Origin of the sequence: Microbispora rosea, from assembly GCF_900156315.1 — a bacterium.
Taxonomy (GTDB): Bacteria; Actinomycetota; Actinomycetes; order Streptosporangiales; family Streptosporangiaceae; genus Microbispora; species Microbispora rosea.
The window spans coordinates 287,830-307,545 of record NZ_FTNI01000003.1 but is presented as its reverse complement, the minus strand read 5'-3'; the positions used below and the strand labels follow the sequence as shown (position 1 = coordinate 307,545).

Below are 19,716 nucleotides of genomic sequence, written 5' to 3'. Positions count from 1 at the left end.
ATGAATCCATGAGACACCCGGCGCCTACGGCCTCGCAACAGGCCCGCGCGCTGCGCCCGTCCCGTCGCCCTCGCGGTCACGACACGGCCGGAGCGTTGATCACCCGGGAGCGAGGAGGAGCGTAAGGCTACACACATGTGTGATACGACACGCGTGCCCGGCGTTCAGGATCGTATTAGTCACCTCATTCGCTGCTGATGAGCTGACGCGGAAGGACTCCCACGACTGAGCGGTACCGGAAACATGCGCAGCGGACGACGCGTCACGCCTCCCCAGTGCTCTCAGGAGCCTGGCATCCCTCGAATTCCTATTTCGAAAGGATGGCGATGGTGGACCTGACCGATGAATTCCTGATACTCATGTGGCCGCTGTTCACGCTGCTCACGTGGATAGCCGCCGCCAAGGGCCTCGCACACGTGCTGAACGGCGGCCCGTCGACGGCCGCCTGGCACGCACTGAAGACGAGCGACAGGACGGACCACGCGAGGGCCTCTCGCGCGGAGAGCGACGAACACGGATCCCGGTTTCGGGACCCCCGCCGCCCCCAGAAGGCCGGCCGGCCGCAGCAACGGCCCCCCGCGAGCGGCTCCGCCGGCCACGCCCTCACGAAGCACGCGCACCAGACCTCCGGTCCCGCCCGAGCGTCGTCACCAGGCTCGACGGGCCCACGCTCGAGGGGGCGTGAGAACGGCTACCGGCGTCCGGACCAGCGGCGGCGGGCCCTGTGGTGGGGGGCCCTGTGGTGGCGGGCCCTGTGGTGGCGCTGGGCGCCCCGTTCGATCCGGGGGCAGATGACTCTGCTGGCCACCGTCATGACCGTCCTCACCCTCCTCCCGGCGGGAGGGGGGATGTACCTTCTGGCCAGGGCCGCGACCGTTACACGGTCGTGTGATACGTGCAGGACCGCTCCGGCGCGCGCCGTGGGTCGCCTGCCGGCGCACGGCCATGGGCGAGAGGGCGCCGCCGTCTGGGGAACGCCACCCCGGGCCCCTGCGAGGAACCTCGGGCCGCGCACGGCCACCCCCCGGCCCATGGCGGCGTATACCGCTGTCATCCCCGCCGGATCCCGGGTGGTCGTCGAGACGGTGCAGTCGCTGCTGGGCCTCGCGCGGCCCGGTCTCCCGCTGCTCGTGTCGCTCGAGACCGCCGAGCTGATCGTCCTGAACGCCTGGGTCACCTGGAAGGTGGGCGGACGGCTGCTGCGCCCCCTGGAGAAGGTGGGCGCCGAGCTCTCCCGGATCGACTTCGCTCATCTGGCCGCCGGCATCTCGGTGCCGAGTAGGGCGCAGGAGATCACCCGGTTGAGCCGTACGATCAACCAGGTCCTGGGGCGGGTGCAGAAGGCCAAGGAAGAGCTCGAGGAGCTCGCCCGTCGCCAACGGCAGTTCGCGTCGGACGTCGCCCACGAACTGCGCACTCCCATCACCGGGCTGCGGGTGCAGCTGGAAGCGGCACAGCAGGATCCCGGCTCGGTGCCGCTGCCGACGCTGCTCGAGACGACGCTGGGTCAGGTTGACCGGCTTCAGACGATCACCGAGGACATCCTCGGCCTCGCTCGCCTGCCCCACTGCCCACCCGCCGAGTGGCGGCAGGTCGACCTCGCGGCCCTGGTCAAGGCCGAGATCGCGCAACGTGCGGATCGGCACCCGGTGCGGCTCCGCATCACCCACGGGGCCACCGTCACCGCCGTGCCGTCCCAGATCAGCCGGCTGCTCGCCAACCTGCTGAACAACGCACAGAGGCACTCCAGGCGTGTGGTGTGCGTCGAGGTGCGGGCCGAGCCCACCGCGGTCGAGGTCGCGGTCAGCGACGACGGACAGGGGATCGCCGAGGCCGACCGCGAGCGGGTGTTCCAGCGCTTCACCCGGTTGGACGACGCCCGCCGGCTCGACCACCACGGCACCGGGCTGGGCCTGGCCATCGCCCGCGACATCGCCCAGGCGCATCAGGGGACCCTCAGCGTCGAAGAAAGCACAGTCGGCGGGGCACGTTTCGTCCTGCGGCTGCCCCGAGTCCGGCCGACTGAGACGGGGTCGTTATGAAGCTGGAAAACTGTTCGATCCGCGCCCGCGTGGCGCTGTTCGTCACCGTCGCGGTCAGCATGCTCTGCATCGCGTTCTCCATCGTCCTGTTGTTCGCCCTCAACAAGATGGCCACCGGGAACCTCACCAAAGAGGTGATGGCGGTCGGCGAATTGACCGCGTACGACGTCGACCACGGCCGGCTCGTCAATCCGCTGCCGCCGATCCCGCAGAACCTGATCCGCCCCGTCCAGGTGGTCGACCCGCAGGGACATGTGGTCGCCGCGACCAGGGATTTGCAGCACCGGCCGCTCATGGCGCATTTCACGCCGAAAAGCCCCAGGCGGGTGGCGACCGCCGTGGTCTGCAATTCCGTCCTGCCATCCGGCGGCTGCCACATCGTCGTCGCGCAACAGGTGTATCGCGACGGCGACTGGACCGTGTACAGCGCCGCGCCGACGCTGCCGTTCTTCGTCTATCCGGGTCTGGCGGCCCTCCTGGTCGCGGGAACCTCCCTCTTCACAGGGGCGGTCGCCTACGGGGCGCGGCACACCGTCAGCAGCTCGCTCAGACCCGTGGACGCCATCCGGGCCCAGCTCGACCACATCCGGAGCACCAACCTGGGCCGCCGGGTCCCCGTCCCCAAGGTCAAGGACGAGATCTACCGGCTGGCCCGGAGCGTGAACGAGACGCTGGACCGGCTGGAGCACATGCTCGAACAGCAGCGGCGCTTCTGCGCCGATGCGTCCCACGAGCTCCGCACCCCGATCACCGCCATCCGCGTCCAATTGGAGGACGCCCTCCTGGCGGCCGAAGACGTCGACCTGAGCAAGCTCTGCGACGACGTCCTTCCGAGCGTGGAGCGTCTCCAGTCGATCACTACCGGGCTGCTGACGCTCACCCGGTTCGACGCGGGCGCCTCGTGTCCGCGGCAGCCGGTCGACCTGGCCGAGCTCGTCGCCCTGGAGCTGAAGAGCCACCAGGTCAGCAGGAGGGTCGTCCTCCAGCTGACACCCGGGGTGATCGTCAACGGCGACCGGGCGCAGCTGCGGCAGTTGCTCTGCAACCTGATCCAGAACGCCCAGCGACACGCGTCCTCCACTGTCACGGTCACGCTCCGGCGCGAGGACGGCGACGCGCGCTTCGCGAAGGGCGTCGCGGCACTGGAGGTCCTCGACGACGGCGCCGGGATCGCCCTCGACCAGCGCGAGATGGTGTTCCAGCGCTTCGCGCGGCTGGACAGCGCACGCAGCAGGGACGCCGGAGGAATCGGCCTCGGCCTCCCCATCGCCCGGCTGATCGCCGAACGCCACGAGGGCACCCTGACCATAAGGGACAGCGATCAAGGCGCCTGCTTCGTCGTCCGCCTTCCGCTGGACCCCCAGCCCGGGGTGGCGGTGACGATGGAGACGGACGCCCCGGCCACCTGACGCGGGCCGCGCCTCGCCGCTCCTACCTGCCCGACTTCATGCGCCGCGGGCGGAGCCGTTCCTCTCGCGGTCCCGCGCGGCGCTGGTGAGCAGCATGTCCAACGCCGTGGGGTAGGCGCTGTCGTTCATGTCGGCCACCAGCAGGGGCGCGACCGCCGCGATGCTGGGGTGGGTTGCGGGGGACAGGCGGGCGTAGGTCGCCTGCCACATCTCCTCGTCCGCCCTGCGTGCCCGCTCCGGCAGCGCGAGGGACGCCGCGTCCAGCGCGGCGAAGGCCAGCGTCATGTCGATGAAGGCGTGGTAGACGCGGACCGCCTCTCGGTCGGGGAAACCGGCGCCGCGCAGCAGCCCGAGGATCGCCTCGTCGGCCGCGATCTCGTGGGACTTGCCGCTGATGCGGCTGGCGGTCAGCACCGCGGCCTGGGGGTGTTCGAGGTAGGCCGCGTGGATGCGCAGGCCCAGCTCGCGAAGGTCGGCGCACCAGTCGCCGGTGGTGTGCCAGCCGTCCATGGCCCGGCCGATGAGCAGGTCGCCGATGGCCAGGGTCAGGTCGTCGATGCCGGCGAAGTAGCGGTAGAGCGTGCTGGGGTCGGCGCCCAGGGCGATGCCGAGCCGCCGTACGGACAGTCCGGCGGAGCCGTGCTCACGCAGCATGCGCAGCGCGGTCCGCACGATCAGGTCCTCGGAGAGGACGACTCCGTTCTTCGTCGGGCGGCGCCGTCGGCGCGCCGACTCGGAAACCACCGGTTTGGGCATGGTGCTCCCTCCCTGCGTCGCCACCTTATGCCAACACCATTGACGTGTCGTACGGCTTTGACATTGGATCGTGTGCACCAAAGGGGTCTTTGTCCGGAAAAGGGAGCTTTGTCATGCGTGTTCTGCTCGTCGGCGCCGGTGGCGTGGGTACGGCGATCACCCGGATCGCGGCCCGCCGGTCCTTCTTCGAGCACATGGTCGTCGCCGACTACGACCTGTCCCGCGCGGAGGCGGCCGTCGCCGCGCTGGGGGAGGCGGGCGCCCGGTTCGCCGCCCGGCGGGTGGACGCGGGCGACGAGGCCGCGGTGGTGGCACTGCTGGCCGAGCACCGCTGCGACGTCCTGCTCAACGCCACCGACCCGCGGTTCGTGATGCCGCTGTTCCGGGCGGCGCTGTCGGCCGGCGCGCACTACCTGGACATGGCGATGTCGCTGTCGCGCCCGCATCCGGAGCGCCCGCACGAGGCGTGCGGGGTCAAGCTGGGGGACGCCCAGTTCGAGATGGCCGCCGAGTGGGAGAAGGCGGGCAGGCTGGCCCTGGTCGGCATCGGGGTGGAGCCGGGGCTGTCGGACGTCTTCGCCCGATACGCCGCCGACGAGCTGTTCGACCACATCGAGGAGGTCGGCATCCGCGACGGCGCCGACCTCACCGTCGACGGGTACGACTTCGCGCCGTCCTTCAGCATCTGGACCACCATCGAGGAGTGCCTCAACCCGCCGGTCGTCTACGAGGCCGGCCGGGGCTGGTTCACCACCCCGCCCTTCAGCGAGCCGGAGGTGTTCGACTTTCCCGAGGGCATCGGTCCGGTCGAGTGCGTCAACGTCGAGCACGAGGAGGTCCTGCTCGTGCCCCGCTGGATCGACGCCGAGCGGGTGACCTTCAAGTATGGGCTGGGCGGCCAGTTCATCGACACGCTGCGGACCCTGCACCTGCTGGGGCTGGACCGCACCGAGCCCGTCCGGGTCGCCGCCGAGGGCGGCGCCGTCGCCACGGTGTCCCCGCGCGACGTGGTCGCGGCGTGCCTGCCCGACCCGGCGACCCTGGGGGACCGCATGCACGGCAAGACGTGCGCCGGCACCTGGGTCAAGGGCGCCAAGGACGGCAGCCCGCGCGAGGTCTACCTCTACCACGTGGTCGACAACCAGTGGTCCATGCGCGAGTACGGCTCCCAGGCGGTGGTGTGGCAGACCGCGGTCAACCCGGTCGTCGCCCTCGAACTGATGGCCGCCGGCGTCTGGTCCGGCGCCGGCGTCCTCGGCCCGGAAGCCCTGCCGCCCAGGCCGTTCCTCGACCTGCTCACGGCGTACGGCACCCCGTGGGGCATGCGGGAGCAGTAGGCGGCGTGCTCGCTCTCCTGTCGCACCGCACCCTCGACGCGAACCCCGCGGAAAGGCCGCCTACCGCCGACCTTCAGCGGCCGGCGTTCAGCGGCCGACGTGCCGGTCGAGGAAATCGCGGACGGTCTCGGCGAGTTCGAGGCGGTGGTCGGAGAGGGCGTGGTCGGTGACGAACACGCGATGCTCCAGACGCGGCACCGGATGAGCGGTGTAGGCGGCCACCACGGGATCGTGGTGCTCCGCGGCGGGGGTGACGGTGTCGCGCCCGGCCGTGCCGACGAGCAGGACCGGCCGGTCCGCGAGCTTCGGGGCGAGCGCGGACAGGCGCCACGCATCGCCCGCCGCGACCATCTCGTCCACGAGCGCGGCGCCGCTGGTCCCCCGCAGGGGGAGCAGGTCGTCGCCGAACCCCTCGACGTACGCCGCCCGGAGCGCCGCGTCCTCCCGGCAGGCGGCCGCGACAGAGCCGAAGTCGAACGCCGACACCGACGCGACTGCGCGGATGCCCGGGTCGCCCGCCGCGGTCGTCAGGGCGGCGAAGCCGCCGAAGCTGTGCCCCGCCAGCGCCAGCCGGTCCGGGTCGAGGCGGTGCGCGGCGGCGAAACCCGGGTCGCGTACGGCCGCCGCGACGCGGGCGGCGTCCTCCAGTGCGCTGGCCCACGACCAGGAGCCGCCGACGCCCCAGGACCCGCGGTAGTGGAAGACGAGGGCGGCGTACCCGGCGCGGCGCAGATGCTGGGCCAGGTCGAAGTTGCGCTCGTGCCCGGGGAATCCGTGCAGCAGCACGACGACCGGATGCGGTCCCGGCCCGGCCGGCAGGTGAAGGACGCCCAGCAGCGTCTCGCCGTCGCTGTCGAACGTCACGGCGGCGTTGGCCGCGGGAATCTCGAGGGTCATCCGTCCTCGCATAGATCGAACCGATCGGTACGATCTAAGGCTACCGGATTCGGCCGCGGTGGCCGCCGGGCCCGCCGGGTGAGGACCGGAGGGCGGTCACGCGGCTTCCATGGTGAGGACGCGTCCCGCGGGCACGCGGGTGTGGGCCCACGCGGGGAGCGCGGTCAGCGCCGCGACGGCCAGCAGGATGGCGAGCGCGGCGGTGAGCAACCACGATCCCGGGGGCGTGATCGGTGTGGCGAAGAACCAGTACAGGCCGAGCCCGACCGGAATGCCCGCCGCCACTCCGGGCGCCGCGGGCAGGAGCTGCGTGACGCAGTGCGCGGCGACGATCTGGCCGGGAGTGGCGCCGAGGGTGCGGGTGATGGTCAGGGCGCGCCGGGCCTGCACGGCGGTGCCCCAGCTGAGCAGCACGGTGTTGAGCGTGGACAGCGCCACCAGCGCGAAGGTGACGGCGAGCAGCACCTGGCCGGTCTGGTCGGTCCGCACTTCGAGAGGGCCGAACCGCCTGACGGCGGGGGTCGCGTCGAGTTCGGCGTGGAAGGTGAGCAGCGCGGTGACCATGACGGTGGTGGCGGCCGTGCCGGCGGAGGCCAGGACGGCGCGGCCGGGCCGGCGGGCGAGCAGCCGGACGCCGAGCAGCAGCGAGGTGGGCAGGTAGGCCGTCACGGCGTTCAGGCGCGGGTGGCGCGTGAGCGTGTGCGCCGGGTCGGCCAGGGTCTGGACGGTGCTGCCCCGGGCGGCGCGTACGGCGGGACCGAGCGCACCGGTCACGGCGACCACGACGGCGAGGAAGACCGCGGCGAAGACGGTGACGGAGTCCGGAGGGCCGGCGGTGTCGAGCAGCCCGGCGCTGGGATCGATCAGGTGGGGCGCGGCCAGCGTCCCCGCGGTCAGTCCGAGCGCGGTGGACAGGAAGGTCAGCAGCAGGTGCGGCGCCAGCAGTACGGCGGTGACGGTGCCCGGGCCGGCGCCGACGGCCTTGAGCAGTGCGGCACGCCGGTTGTCGCGGGCGGCGCGCGCGGTGGCGAGCGCGGCGAGGGTGACGAGCGCGGCCGCGGCGAGCAGCCAGCCGCCGACGACCAGTGCGGGCTGCATGTTCCTGATCATGACGGCGTCCGTTGTGAGGACGGTCTGCCAGTTGTGGGTGTTCACCCAGGAGTCGCCCCTGCGGTCGTCGGTGAACACGGTGGCGCTCCACCGGTGGGGATCCGTGGGGTCGGTCAGCTTCAGGTGGATCAGGTGGACACCGGGGGTGTGGCCCGCCGCCGCGTGGGCGTCGGCCGTGGTGAGCCAGATCCTGCCGCCGTAGTCGGACGGCCCGGGCCCCTGGGCCCAGTCGCTCCACGGATACACCGGGGTGGCCGCGCTGATCGCGATCCCGACGACCGGATAGCTGCGTTTGACGATGGTGACGCGGTCGCCGACGCGCACGCCGAGTGCCTGCGCGAAGCCGCGCTCGACCACGGCGCCGCCGGGACGCACCCAGGTCCCGGAGGTCACCAGCGGCCGGTCCACGGCGGACGGTGCGTTGTCACGTCCCTCGACCGAGGAGTGCGCGGCCCGGCCGTGTGCCCGGATGGTGGTGTCGAACGCGAAGATCGGGTCGGCCTGCGTGGCCACGCCGGGCGTGTCCGCGAGACGTCCGGCCAGGCCGGACGGGTCCGTGTCCGTCGTGATGGCGGTGATGTCGGGACCGGCGGTGGCCGCGCGGGTCTTCAGGTACGCCGTGGCCAGGGCGTTGCGGGCCGTCAGTCCGAGCGTCAGGGAGGCGATGGCGAGGGTGACGGCGATCAGGAACACGAGGGCCTCGGCGGGGCGGCGGCGCGTGTCGTGCCGGATCAGACGCCAGGTCAGCAGCAGGTGTCCCATGCTCAGTCCTCCCAGCGCAGCAGCGCGCCGAGCCCCGTGCCGCCGCCGAGCCCTGTGCCGCCGTGGCCGCCGCCGTGGCTGTGGGTGTGCCTCGTGCCGCGGCCGTCGCCGTCCAGGCGGGTGTCGTCCGCCACGGTCCCGTCGCGCATGGAGACGACGCGGTCCGCGGTGGCGGCGACGCGCTCGTCGTGGGTGACCATGACCAGGGTCTGGCCGGCGGCGCGCAGCTCGTCGAAGAGCCGGAGGATGTCGTGGGTCGCGGCGCTGTCGAGGTTGCCGGTGGGCTCGTCGGCGAGGACGACCAGCGGATCGTTGACGAGGGCGCGGGCGACCGCGACCCGCTGCCGCTGCCCGCCGGAGAGCTCGGAGGGCAGATGCCGGGCGCGGCCGGCGAGCCCGACCTGCTGGAGCAGCTCCGCGGCACGGCGGCGGGCGGCCCGCGGTGAGGCGCCGGCGAGCAGCGCGGGCAGCTCGACGTTCTGCGCCGCGCTCAGCTCGTGCATCAGGTGGTAGGCCTGGAAGACGAACCCCACGGAGCGGCGCCGCAGCCGGGCCAGCGCCCGTTCGCCGAGGTGGTCGATGCGCAGGCCGCCGAGCCACACCTCGCCCTCACTGGGCCGGTCGAGCCCGCCGAGGAGCTGGAGCAGCGTGGACTTGCCGCAGCCGCTGGGCCCGGTCACGGCGAGCGTCTGCCCGGCGGGGACATCGAGGTCGACCCCGTCGACGGCCCACACCAGGCTCTCGTCCTCTCCGTACACGCGCGTCAGGCCGACCGCCCGTAACGCCGGCCCGGCAGGCTCGGCGGGCCGGCGGGCGGCCGGTCCCGAGCGCGGGCTGTCGCCCGTCTCACTCCGCGACGACCTGCCCCTGCCCCTGCTCTTGCCGCTGCCCCTCGGTACGACTGTCTTCATCCGTTTCCTTCGCCTTCCCCGCGTGGGACGCGGGCGGACCAGGTCCGCTCGCACGCCTCCAACCAGCGCAGATCGGCCTGCAGCCGGAGCGCGATGCCCTCCAGAAGCAGTCCGGCCTCCGAGACCGTGTCGTGAGCGAGGGCGGCGCGCTGGGCCTCGGCGAGGCTGCGCATCAGCTCCCGCCGCCGCGCGTCCACGAGCGCGAGCGGGTCGGCCAGGCCCGACTCCGCGGCGGCCACCAGCTTCAGATGGAACTCCGTCACATCCGCTCTGGGCCCGGCGCTCTCGGCCATCCACGCGGCCACCCGCTCCTGCCCGGCCGCGGTCAGCGCGTACACCTTGCGCCGCGGGCCGCGCACCGGCGCGTCCTCACGCTCCTGGACGACCAGGCCCGCCTTCTCCAGCCGCGTGAGCGTCACATAGATCTGCCCCGCGTTCAGCGTGTCCCCCAGCGGTCCGAGCGCTGCCGCCAGCCGCTGGCGCAGGTCGTAGCCGTGCGACGGCTCCTTGGTCAGCAGCGCCAGCACCACGTCCTGCACGGGCCACCCTCCTCTGCGACCCCTCAATAGATAGCGGTTAGCCAAAAGGGCGTCAACCGGCCCCGTGCACCCGGACCCGGTTCGCGAGAGGAACGGGAACGGCCCCGCCCGCGCCGAGGCGCGGGCGGGGCCGCCGCGAGGGGCCTACCGCGTGAGACCCGGGACGGAGCCGGTCACCTGGGCGTAGCCGGCGGGGCGGCTCGTGAAGGAGCCCCTGCCCTGGGTCCGGCCGCGCAGCCGGGTCGCGTACCCGAACAGCTCGGCCAGCGGCACGGTCGCGGTGACCACGACGGTGCCCGCCCGCGCCGCGGAACCGGTGACCCGGCTGCGCCTGGCCGCGAGGTCGCCCAGCACCCCGCCGACGGCGTCCTCGGGCACGGTGACCGTGACCTCGGCCAGCGGTTCCAGCAGCGCCATCTCCGCGGCACGCAGCGCCTCCCGCAGCGCGAGCCGCCCGGCCGTGCGGAACGCCATCTCCGAGGAGTCCTTCGGGTGGGTCGCGCCGTCGGTCAGCGTGACCCGCAGGCCGGTCACCGGATGACCTCCGAGCGGGCCCGCGGCGAGGGCGTCCCGGCAGCCGGCCTCCACCGCACCGACGTACTCGCGCGGCACCCGGCCGCCGGTGACCGTGGACCGGAACTCGAAGCCCGCGTCGTGTTCCAGCGGTTCCACGTCGAGCACGACGTGTGCGAACTGCCCGGCGCCGCCGTCCTGCTTGACGTGCCGGTACAGCAGCCCGGACACCCCGCGGACGACCGTCTCCCGGTAGGCGACCCGGGGCCGTCCGACGGCGACGTCGAGCCTGTGGTCGCGCCGGAGCCTCTCCACCGCGACCTCCAGGTGCAGCTCGCCCATTCCCGACAGCAGCGTCTGGCCGGTCTCGGGGTCGGTGCGGACCGACAGCGAGGGGTCCTCGTCGGCCATGCGGGCCAGCGCGGTCGCGAGCCGGTCGGCGTCGCCGCTCCCGCGCGGCTCGACGGCCACGGAGACAACCGGCGATGCCGTGACCGGCGGTTCGAGCACCAGCGGCGCCCCGGGAGCGCAGAGGGTCGCTCCCGCGCGGGCGGCCTTGACCCCGGCCACCGCGACGATGTCCCCGGCCGTGGCGCGGTCCGTCTCGGTCCGCCGGTCGGCCTGCACCCGGAGGATGCGTCCGATCCGCTCGGTGCGCCGCGCGCCGGCGTCCAGCACGACGTCTCCTCTCCTGATCGTCCCCGAGTACACGCGCAGGTAGGTCAGCCGCCCGGTGGGGGCGGCGTGCACCTTGAAGACCAGCCCGGCGAACGGCGCCGCCGGGTCGGCGGGCCGCTCCTGCCCGGCCCCGTCCCGTACGGGCGGCACGTCGGGCGGCGCGGGCAGGTAGGCGACGACGGCGTCCAGCAGCGGTTCGACACCCCGGTCGCGGTACGCCGACCCGCACAGCACCACCACGGCCTCACCACGCAGGGTCAGGTCGCGCAGGGCGGCGGACAGGGTCGGCGTCGAGATCTCCGGCCGGGCGCAGAACTCCTCCAGCGCCGCCGGATGGAGCTCGGCCACCGTCTCTTCGAGCAGGCGGCGGCGTCGGCGGGCCTCGTCGGCGAGGGCCTCCGGCACCGGGCCTTCGGTGACCGTGTCACGGCCGGCCTCCCACACCAGCGCCCGCATCCGCAGCAGGTCCACCACGCCGGCGAACCCGTCCTCCCGCCCGATGGGCAGCTGGACGACCAGCGGGACGATCCGCAGCCGCCGGCGGATCGACTCGACCGCCGTGTCGAGGTCGGCCCCGGCGCGGTCCATCTTGTTGACGAACGCGATGCGCGGCACGCCGTACCGGTCTGCCTGCCGCCACACCGACTCGGTCTGCGGCTCGACGCCGGCGACGGCGTCGAACACCGCGACCGCGCCGTCGAGCACCCGCAGCGACCGCTCCACCTCGTCGGAGAAGTCCACGTGACCGGGGGTGTCGATCAGGTTGATCCGGTGGCCGTCCCACAGGCAGCTCACGGCGGCGGCGAAGATGGTGATCCCACGGTCGCGCTCCAGAGGGTCGAAATCGGTGACGGTGGTGCCCTCGTGCACCTCGCCGCGCCGGTGGACGGCGCCGGCGAGGTAGAGGATTCGTTCGGTGACGGTGGTCTTGCCCGCGTCGACGTGGGCGAGGATGCCCAGGTTGCGGATGCCGGTCGGCGGGACGAGGTGATTGCGGTTCAGGTCGGCGCGCATGGCCATGCCCTTCGGGAAGGTGCCTACGGTGGCGGGCGCGATTGGCCTGACGAGAGGAACCGGCCGCTTCGGGCCGGACGCGACCCCTGGGGGAGACCATGCGAGGGCCGCCGGGGATCCCGGCGTACGGCAGGCGGAGCCGTCACGTGGAGCCGGACCGCGAGCCTGCCTGAAGCCTCAAAGCCTCGAAGCGGCCCAGCGCGACCTCAGCGTGGTCTCCGGTGGTCTCCGCGTGGTCTCTGTGCCGGCCTCGGCGTGGCCGGAGCGGCTCCAGAGCGGTTGCAGTGCAGCTCGAGAGCGGCCCCGGGCCGGGGGTCCGTCCTTCGCAGGGGTGCGGAGTTCGTCAGGAACGTCCGGTGCCGGCCGCGCGGCGGGCACCGGGAAGCGACGTAGACACCAGGATCACCTCGTGCCGTGACCGGAGGACGACGACCGGGATGCGCTTGCGCATGGTCAACTCCTCTCTCTCGGTCAAGGCGCGCGTCGCGGTGCGGCGGCGCGCGTGATCATTGGCGAGTGTACGGATACCGCCCCGGGCGGGAAAGGGGTTTTTCCGGCACGACCGGCGGACGTGAGCACCCCGATGGGCCGTGCGGGAAACACCGCGGGGGAAGATCTGACGGACACTTCCACAGGAGCCGATAGGAGAACGCATGCAGGTCCACGACCTGTCCGCCGGCGGTGACGTCCTCACCCGCGTCGAGGGGGTCGCGCGCCGCGCCCTTCGGCGCTACGACGTGTCCCCTGAGGCCTCCGTGACGCTGCTCAACGTCTCGGAGAACGCGACCTTCACCGTCGGCGACGGCGGGCGCCGGGCGATCCTGCGGGTCCACCGGCTCGGCTACCACTCGCTGGAGGCCATCGCCAGCGAGCTGGCGTGGCTCGACGCGCTGCGTGACGAGGCCGGGGTCGTCACGCCGCGCGTGCTGCCCGCCCGCGACGGGTCGCGCGTCGTCACCGTGCGGGAGCCGGGTTCGGAACCGCGTCACTGCGTGATGTTCGAGTTCCTCCCCGGTGCGGAGCCGGCCGAGGACCGGCTGGTGGAGGAGTTCGAACGGCTGGGCGCGCTGACCGCCCGCATGCACCGCCACGCCCGCGCCTGGGCGAGGCCGGCGTCCTTCACCCGATTCCACTGGGACCTGGACGCCGCCTTCGGCCCGCGGGCGCGGTGGGGCAGGTGGCAGGACGGCGTCGGTGTGGACCGGGAGGCGCACGCCGTGCTCGCCCGGCTGGAGGACGAGCTGCGCCGCAGGCTGGAGCGGTTCGGCAAGGGCCCCGACCGGTACGGGCTCATCCACGCCGACCTGCGCCTGGCCAATCTCCTGGTGGACGGCCGGGCCGGAACCAGCGTCATCGACTTCGACGACTGCGGCCTCGGCTGGTATCTCTACGACCTCGGCGCCGCCGTCAGCTTCATCGAGCACCGGCCGGAGGTGCCGCACATGGCCGAATCGTGGGTGCGCGGCTACCGGTCCGTGCTCGACCTCCCGAAGGAGGACGAGGCCGAGATCTGGACGTTCATAATGTTCCGCCGCCTCCTCCTCGTCGCGTGGATAGGCTCCCATTCGGCCGCCGACGTCGCGGGGGAACTCGGCGCCGGCTACACCCAGGGCAGCTGTGAGCTGGCCGAACGCTACCTCGGCGGATCACTCTGAGAAGTCCATGTGACCACGCCTGATGGCAGGATGCGACGAGCGGGTTGTGGTTCAATCGGGCGGACCATGCTCTGTCATGGTTCGTCCCTGGGAAGTGGAAAGGGTGAGCAGGTGTCCCGCGACCCGGATGGCGAGAGCGCGGCCGAGGCGGTGCGGCGGGAGGTCCTTCGGCTCATCACGAGCGGCGAGCTCCGGCCGGTCCGGCTCGCGCGCTTCCCGGCGGTGACGGGGTGAGGGCACACCCGGCCCCCTGGGCGGTGCGGGTGGCGAGCGCGCCCGTCAACTTCGGCGTCTACCGGCAGGACGGCGCGCCGCTGGGGCCGCAGGAGGTGCTCGCGACGATGCGCGAGGCCGGGTACGACGGCACCGACTCCGGCCCGCTCGGCTACCTGGGCACGGCGCGTACCCTTCCCGAGCGGCTCGCGGCGCACGGTCTCGGGCTCGCCGGCGGCTGGGTGGACCTGCGCTACGACGACCCGGACGGCTTCCGCGAGGACCTGGCCGCCCTCGACGCCGCCCTCGACGTGTTCACCGCCGTCCACGACGCCGGGGCCGGGGCCGGGGCGGACGATCCGCGGTTCGCGCCGCGGCCGACGCTCGCCTGCCCGGACCGGCCCGAGCGGTTCGCCCGTCCCGGCATGCCGGCCGACCCGAGGATCTCCTTGCCCGACCGCGACTGGCCCGCGTACGCCGGACGGATCGCCGAGGCGGCGGCCCGCTGCCGCGACCGCGGCCTGGAACCCGTCTTCCACCACCACCTGGGCACCGATGTGGAGACGCCGGAGGAGATCGAGCGGCTGCTCGGCTCGACGGACGTCTCGCTGTGCCTGGACACCGGGCATCTGTGGCTGGCCGGGGGCAACCCTGTGGCGGCGATCCGCGACTGGTCCCCGCGCATCCGGCAGGTGCACGTCAAGGACGCCTCCCGGGACGTCCTCGCGCGGATCCGCGCGAGCGGCGGCGACCTGTGGGACCTGGTCGCGGCGGGCGGCTTCCCGCCGCTCGGGCAGGGCGATCTGGACCTGCCCCCCGTCCTGGCCGAGCTGCGGCGATCGGGTTACGAGGGCTGGATCGTGATCGAGCAGGACGTTCCGGTTTTCCGCGCCTCGGACACCGAGGCACTCGGGCGGGCGGTCGCCGATCAGCGGGCCAACCGCAGCGTCTTCGGCGAGGCCCTCCGCGCCGCGGGTCTCGCCTGATCCCGCTCCGCCGCGCGCGCCGGCGGCGGGACTCGACGACGATGGCGGTATGACGACCGCCGAGATCTACGCCGAGTTCGCCGCGCGAGAGGCACACGGCGTGTCCCCGTCATACGAGCGCCTGGCGCTCGCGGTCGCCCGCGACCCCGAGATGCTCGCGCTGCTCCGCGCGCTCCCGCCGGCGAAGCGGCAGCCGAACCTGCTGTTCGCCGTCGTACGTCTCCTCGGCGGCCCGGTCGAGGACCCCGCGGCGTTCCGCGACTACACCATGGGGAACTGGCCGGCGGTCGAAGCGGAGATGCGCACCCGGGCCACGCAGACCAACGAGGCCGGGCGGTGCGCGGTGCTGCTGCCGGTGCTCGCCGCGCTGCCGCAGCCGCTCGCGCTGCTTGAGGTCGGGGCCTCGGCCGGTCTGTGCCTCTACCCCGACCGGTACGCCTACCGCTACGGCGACCGTCCGGTCGGCTCGGGCGAGCCCGTCCTGAAGTGCGAAGCGACCGGGGTGGCGCCGCCGGCCCGGCTACCCGACGTGGTGTGGCGGGCCGGTCTGGATCTGAACCCGCTCGACGTGACCGATCCCGCCGACCTCGCGTGGCTCGACGCCCTCGTCTGGCCGGAGCACGAGGGGCGGCGGGCCCGGCTGAGGGCTGCGGCGGCCGTCGCGGCGGCCGAGCCGCCGCTGCTCGTCCGCGGCGACCTGGCGGACGACCTGCAGGGGCTGGCCGCGAAGGCCCCTGCGGGGGCCACGCTGGTGGTGTTCCACACCTCGGTGCTCTACCAGGTGCCCGCGCCGCGGCGCGAGGCGTTCGCCGAGGTGGTCCGGGGGCTGCCGGGGCACTGGATCGCGAACGAGACCGCGGATGTGCTGCCGTACGCCGGTCTGCCGGAGCCGCCGGGCGCGGCACTGCACAGTGTCCTCGCGCTGGACGGGAGACCGCTCGCCTGGACCCTGCCGCACGGGCAGGCGATGACCTGGTTCGCATGACCTCGCCCGCGTCACTGCCAGGGGCGCGGCCTGCGGGAGGAAGGCCAGGAGACCGGGCCTCGGGCGCCCGTCGCCACCGGCCTCCGTTACTACATCGTGGGAACCGGCCGACGCGGACGACGGCGTGCGGCCGCGCGCCGCCGGATTTGTCGTCTGTGCCTGCTATAGATGGCGCCGTCATTCGATCTTTCCTGGCGACTTCCGGCGGGTCCGTTCATGAACGTTTCTGACATACAGCTGTCTCCGCAGGCACGGCACCTGCACGACCTGCTGACGGGCGTGGTCACGGACGCCGCACAGTGGCCCGACGCCTCCCCGCTCAGCGCGTACGAGCTGGGCGCACTGCTCCCCTCGGCGTACCGGGTCGGCAAGCAGCGAGGCGATGCCATTGCGGCCAGGTTCGCGGTCGAGGACCAGGCCAGGGAGCGCCAGCCGCTCTTCACGCCCGCGGCGTGTCTGGACCTGTTCGACGCCCTGGTCGAAGGCCTGGCGACCCGGAAGTGGGCGGACCTGTGCGTCGGCGTGGGCGCGCTGGTCCGCTGCCCGGCGGGTGCGCCGTACGACCGGCTGGCCGGCCGGGCCCGCACTCTGGTGAGGTTCCTGCTCCGGCGAGAGCGCTTCGGGGAGCCCTTCCCGCTGCTGGCGGTCGCCGGGCTCGCGGGGCTGGACGCGGAGGTGGCCGGGCGGCTCACCGCCGGGCGCGGGCCGCTGGCCGTGACCGAGCTGGAACTGCTGCCCGGATGGGACGTGCCACGGCGGGCGCTGTTCGCCGAGTCGGTGTGCGAGCGCTCCTACAACGCCTCGCCGCCCCTGCCCGACGTCCGGGAGCGCCTGGCCGCTCTTCCCGGCTACGCCGTCTTCGTCCGGGACACGTTGGAGGCGGCCGACGCCCGCGTCGTCGCGATCCACGCCGGGGAACTGCCGTACAAGGCGGACAAGGCCTTCGCCGAGGGGGAGAAGGAGACCATCGGGCGCGCCGCACGGCTCGCGCTCTTCCGGGACGAGCCGTGGCTGCCCGACCTGCTGGAGCGGCTGGTACGCGGGCTCGCGGTGGCGCCCACCCAGGCCAGGACGCTGCCCTCCCAGGGCGTGTTGTTCGAGATCGCCCGCGCGGTCGAGGACCACCCGACTCCGGAGGCCGTCTCCGCCCTCCGCGCGGCCAGGGACGTGACGCGGCACGCGGGGGTGTCCAAGCAGCTGGACCGCATGCTGAAGCGCGTCGAATCCGCGCTGGCCGACCGGGTGGAGGTCGCCTTCCGCCTGCCTGACGGGCGTGTACGGCAGACGCTGGGCGAGCACACCGCGGTCATCTCGACCGAGGGCGAGGCCGAGCTGTCGTGGTGGCACGGGGACAGGAGGCTCAAGACGGTCCCGGCCGCGGTCAGACGGGAGCACCCCGATGAGGTCAAGCGGTTACGCGAGCTGGCCAAGCAGGCCCGCCGGCGCCAGACGACCCTGATCAGAGCGCTGGAGGCCGGCTACGCCCACGAGGTCACGCCGCCCTACCGCCAGTTGGAGGGGCACCCGATCGCGGACCGGCTGATCTGGGACTTCGAGATGTCGCCCGGGGTGTGGCGCAGCGAGCTCGGGATGAACGTGCCGGACGTTCCGGTGCGGCTGTGGCATCCGGCCCGCGCCACGCCGGAAGAGGTGCGGGCCTGGCGTGAGGCCGTGCAGGACAAGGAGCTGCGCCAGCCGCTCAAGCAGGCCTTCCGCGAGGTGTACCTGCTGACGCCCGCCGAGGAGTCGACCGCGACGTATTCCGACCGGTTCGCCGGGCACGTGGTCGGCTACCGCAGGCTGTACGCGCTGTTCAAGCAGCGCGGGTGGCAGGCCGACTATCTGGGGCCCTGGGACGGGGGCGGCGAGGGGGAGGCCAGGCGAGTGCTGGCCGGTGGACGGTGGCGGGCGACGTTCTTCCACGAATACCTCTGGCACGAGGACGGCTACGCCGCCACCGACCAGGTGCGCTTCCACCGGATGGCCGGGGGAGGCTGGCGCGAGGCGCCGCTGGCCGAGGTGCCGCCGCTGGTGTTCAGCGAGGCGATGCGGGACGTGGACCTGTTCGTCGCGGTCGCGTCCATCGGCGCCGATCCGGAGTGGCTGGACCAGGGGGAGGAACGGCTGCGGGACTACTGGCGGTCCTACGGCTTCGGGGACCTGTCCGAGAACGCCCGGGTGCGTCGTGACGCCCTCGCCCGGTTGCTGCCGCGGCTGGCGATCGCCGATCGGTGTGGGCTGACCGATCGTTTCCTGGTGGTGCGGGGTGAGCTGCGGACGTACAAGATTCATCTGGGGTCGGGCAACATCCTGATGGAGCCCGACGACGCCTATCTGTGCATCGTCCCCCGGGGGTCCGGCGACCGGGTCTTCCTGCCCTTCGAGGAGGACGGCGGCATGCTGTCGGTGATCGTGTCCAAGGCCTTCCTGCTCGCCGCCGACACCGAGATCACCGACCCCATGATCGCCCGTCAGATCCGCTCGTGACTCACTGCGTGCGGCGCAGCCTGCGGAGGAACGCCAGGAGACCGGACCTCGGGCGACCGTCGCCGCCGTCCTGCGTGGCGTCCTTCAAAGCCGGTGGCGACGGCTCACCGCCGGATTCGGGCCGGGGCGTGCCGGAGAAGCTCCGGCTGAGCTCGTAGTGCACGGGCAGGGCGCGCAGCGCGCGCACGAAGGGGGAGGGGCGCCAGGGAAGCCGGCCGGACGGCAGCGCCGGCTTCAGCGTCGAGAACCGGTCGAGAAGGCGGCGCACCGCGATCGTGGACATCTGGGTGGCCAGCCGCTGGCTCGGGCACCTGTGCGGGCCCGCGCCCCACGCGAGGTGGGCGCGGGTGCTGCGGATGGTGTCGCGGGCGAGCGCGCCGGCGAACCGCGGGTCGGCGTGCGCGCCCGCGATGGACAGCATCACCGGGTCGCCGGCCGCGATCGTGAAGCGGCCGAGCTTCACCTCCGTCCTGGCGTAACGGAAGGTCAGGTTGGCCAGCGCCGGGTTGGCCAGGGCGACGCGGTTGACCACCTCCTCGATCGCGCCGACCGACAGGCTCTCCCTGAGCCGGGGATTGGTGATCGCCTCCAGGATGACGTTGCAGATCAGGCTGCCCGTGAAGTCGAGGAAACCGGACAGCATCATCAGCTCGCGGGCGAGTTCCTCGTCGGTGAGGTCCGGCTTCGCCTCGATCATGTACGACGGCAGGTCGTCGCCGCGCCGCTGCCGTTTGACCGTCGCCAGTTCGAGGAGGGCGGCGTGCAACCGCTGGTACGCCCCGGCGGAGTCGGCGCCGTCCAGCAGGCGCCACTGGTCCTCCAGCAGTTCCTCGCCCCGCTCGATCGTGACGCCGAGCAGGTGGTTGGCGACGAGCAACGGGAACGGCCGCGCGTACTGCGCGGCGAGATCGGCCGACCCGGCGGGCCCGCCTTCCGCGATCACGCCCACGAGGTCGTCGCAGTATCTCACCATGGCGCGTTCGAGCCGCTGCGCCTGCTCGCTCCCGGGCTCCTGGAACGGCCGGAGCCCCGCGATCCAGGCGCCGCGAAGACCCCGGTGCCTCTCCCCGTCGTGGAAACCCGAGTTGTCGGCCTGGAGGAGGGCGAGCAGCGGCCAGTCGGCGGGAACGCGCCCTTCCGCGTACGCCCGCCAGTGGTCCACGCGCTTGCTCCACACCTCGCGCGCGTTCTGCATGATGTGCAGCACCTCGTCGTAGCCCATCGCGAACCAGACCGGCACGCCCATGACGTCGATGGGGGCCACCGGGCCATACCTGGTGCGCAGACGCTCGTGGACGAGCGCGGGATCGGCTTCGTAGTCCCCGGTGAGCAGGGACTCCAGCGGCAACGAGATGAGCCCTTCCACGGCCGACGCGGTCCATCGTTCGGAGATCAAGGGCTGCGCCCGCCTTTCCTGCCACA

15 protein-coding genes are annotated in these 19,716 nt (G+C 73.0%); 8 read left to right on the top strand and 7 right to left on the bottom strand.

The features are described 5' to 3' along the window. The first annotated feature begins 1,031 nt into the window (after window positions 1-1,031). Both BXA11_RS43030 and BXA11_RS06580 read left to right on the top strand, forming a co-directional pair. Entirely contained in the window at window positions 1,032-2,042 is a 1,011-nt protein-coding gene (locus tag BXA11_RS43030) for a sensor histidine kinase (protein WP_159454740.1), read from the top strand. Next, window positions 2,039-3,451 carry a sensor histidine kinase gene (locus BXA11_RS06580; protein WP_076433581.1) on the top strand — a complete coding sequence of 471 codons (1,413 nt, stop codon included), beginning with the start codon at window positions 2,039-2,041 and terminating at the stop codon, window positions 3,449-3,451. Before BXA11_RS43030 ends, BXA11_RS06580 begins: the two co-directional genes overlap by 4 nt. A 36-nt stretch (window positions 3,452-3,487) precedes the next feature. Here the strand turns inward: BXA11_RS06580 and BXA11_RS06575 are convergent, their stop codons facing one another. Continuing rightward, window positions 3,488-4,207, bottom strand: a complete 720-nt coding sequence (locus tag BXA11_RS06575; protein WP_076433579.1) for a TetR/AcrR family transcriptional regulator — start codon at window positions 4,205-4,207, stop codon at window positions 3,488-3,490. A gap of 113 nt (window positions 4,208-4,320) precedes the next feature. Between BXA11_RS06575 and BXA11_RS06570 the strand changes: the two genes are divergently transcribed. Continuing rightward, window positions 4,321-5,544, top strand: a complete 1,224-nt coding sequence (locus BXA11_RS06570) for a saccharopine dehydrogenase family protein (protein WP_076433577.1) — start codon at window positions 4,321-4,323, stop codon at window positions 5,542-5,544. A gap of 87 nt (window positions 5,545-5,631) precedes the next feature. Here the strand turns inward: BXA11_RS06570 and BXA11_RS06565 are convergent, their stop codons facing one another. The 5 genes from BXA11_RS06565 to fusA form a co-directional block, all read right to left on the bottom strand. Then, on the bottom strand, window positions 5,632-6,441 hold the full coding sequence (locus BXA11_RS06565; RefSeq protein ID WP_239104908.1) for an alpha/beta hydrolase family protein: 810 nt from the start codon (window positions 6,439-6,441) through the stop codon (window positions 5,632-5,634). 96 nt (window positions 6,442-6,537) lie between these two features. After that, a complete protein-coding gene (locus BXA11_RS06560; RefSeq protein ID WP_076433573.1) occupies window positions 6,538-8,313 on the bottom strand; it encodes an FtsX-like permease family protein in 1,776 nt (591 codons plus the stop codon). A gap of 2 nt (window positions 8,314-8,315) precedes the next feature. Beyond that, window positions 8,316-9,224, bottom strand: coding sequence for an ABC transporter ATP-binding protein (locus BXA11_RS06555; RefSeq protein WP_083744008.1), 909 nt, complete (start codon window positions 9,222-9,224; stop codon window positions 8,316-8,318). Further along, window positions 9,221-9,763, bottom strand: a complete 543-nt coding sequence (locus tag BXA11_RS06550; RefSeq protein WP_076433571.1) for a PadR family transcriptional regulator — start codon at window positions 9,761-9,763, stop codon at window positions 9,221-9,223. The genes BXA11_RS06555 and BXA11_RS06550 overlap by 4 nt, the downstream gene beginning before the upstream one ends. A gap of 144 nt (window positions 9,764-9,907) precedes the next feature. Further along, a complete protein-coding gene (gene fusA, locus BXA11_RS06545; protein WP_076433820.1) occupies window positions 9,908-11,968 on the bottom strand; it encodes an elongation factor G in 2,061 nt (686 codons plus the stop codon). A gap of 653 nt (window positions 11,969-12,621) precedes the next feature. Between fusA and BXA11_RS06540 the strand changes: the two genes are divergently transcribed. The 5 genes from BXA11_RS06540 (at window position 12,622) to BXA11_RS06525 (ending at window position 18,294) form a co-directional block, all read left to right on the top strand. Continuing rightward, window positions 12,622-13,623 carry a phosphotransferase enzyme family protein gene (locus BXA11_RS06540; RefSeq protein ID WP_076433569.1) on the top strand — a complete coding sequence of 334 codons (1,002 nt, stop codon included), beginning with the start codon at window positions 12,622-12,624 and terminating at the stop codon, window positions 13,621-13,623. A 111-nt stretch (window positions 13,624-13,734) separates the two neighbouring features. Then, complete coding sequence (locus BXA11_RS45270; RefSeq protein ID WP_275409687.1) at window positions 13,735-13,857, top strand: hypothetical protein; 123 nt, start codon at window positions 13,735-13,737, stop codon at window positions 13,855-13,857. Next, window positions 13,854-14,822, top strand: coding sequence for a sugar phosphate isomerase/epimerase family protein (locus BXA11_RS06535; RefSeq protein WP_239104907.1), 969 nt, complete (start codon window positions 13,854-13,856; stop codon window positions 14,820-14,822). The genes BXA11_RS45270 and BXA11_RS06535 overlap by 4 nt, the downstream gene beginning before the upstream one ends. Before the next feature lie 49 nt (window positions 14,823-14,871). Then, window positions 14,872-15,807 (top strand): DUF2332 domain-containing protein, encoded by a 936-nt coding sequence (locus BXA11_RS06530; RefSeq protein WP_076433565.1) that lies wholly within the window; start codon window positions 14,872-14,874, stop codon window positions 15,805-15,807. A 216-nt stretch (window positions 15,808-16,023) separates the two neighbouring features. Next, window positions 16,024-18,294, top strand: coding sequence for a DUF4132 domain-containing protein (locus tag BXA11_RS06525; protein ID WP_076433563.1), 2,271 nt, complete (start codon window positions 16,024-16,026; stop codon window positions 18,292-18,294). Window position 18,295: 1 nt separating this feature from the next. Here the strand turns inward: BXA11_RS06525 and BXA11_RS06520 are convergent, their stop codons facing one another. Further along, window positions 18,296-19,690, bottom strand: a complete 1,395-nt coding sequence (locus tag BXA11_RS06520) for a cytochrome P450 family protein (RefSeq protein ID WP_083744007.1) — start codon at window positions 19,688-19,690, stop codon at window positions 18,296-18,298. Window positions 19,691-19,716 lie beyond the last annotated feature (26 nt).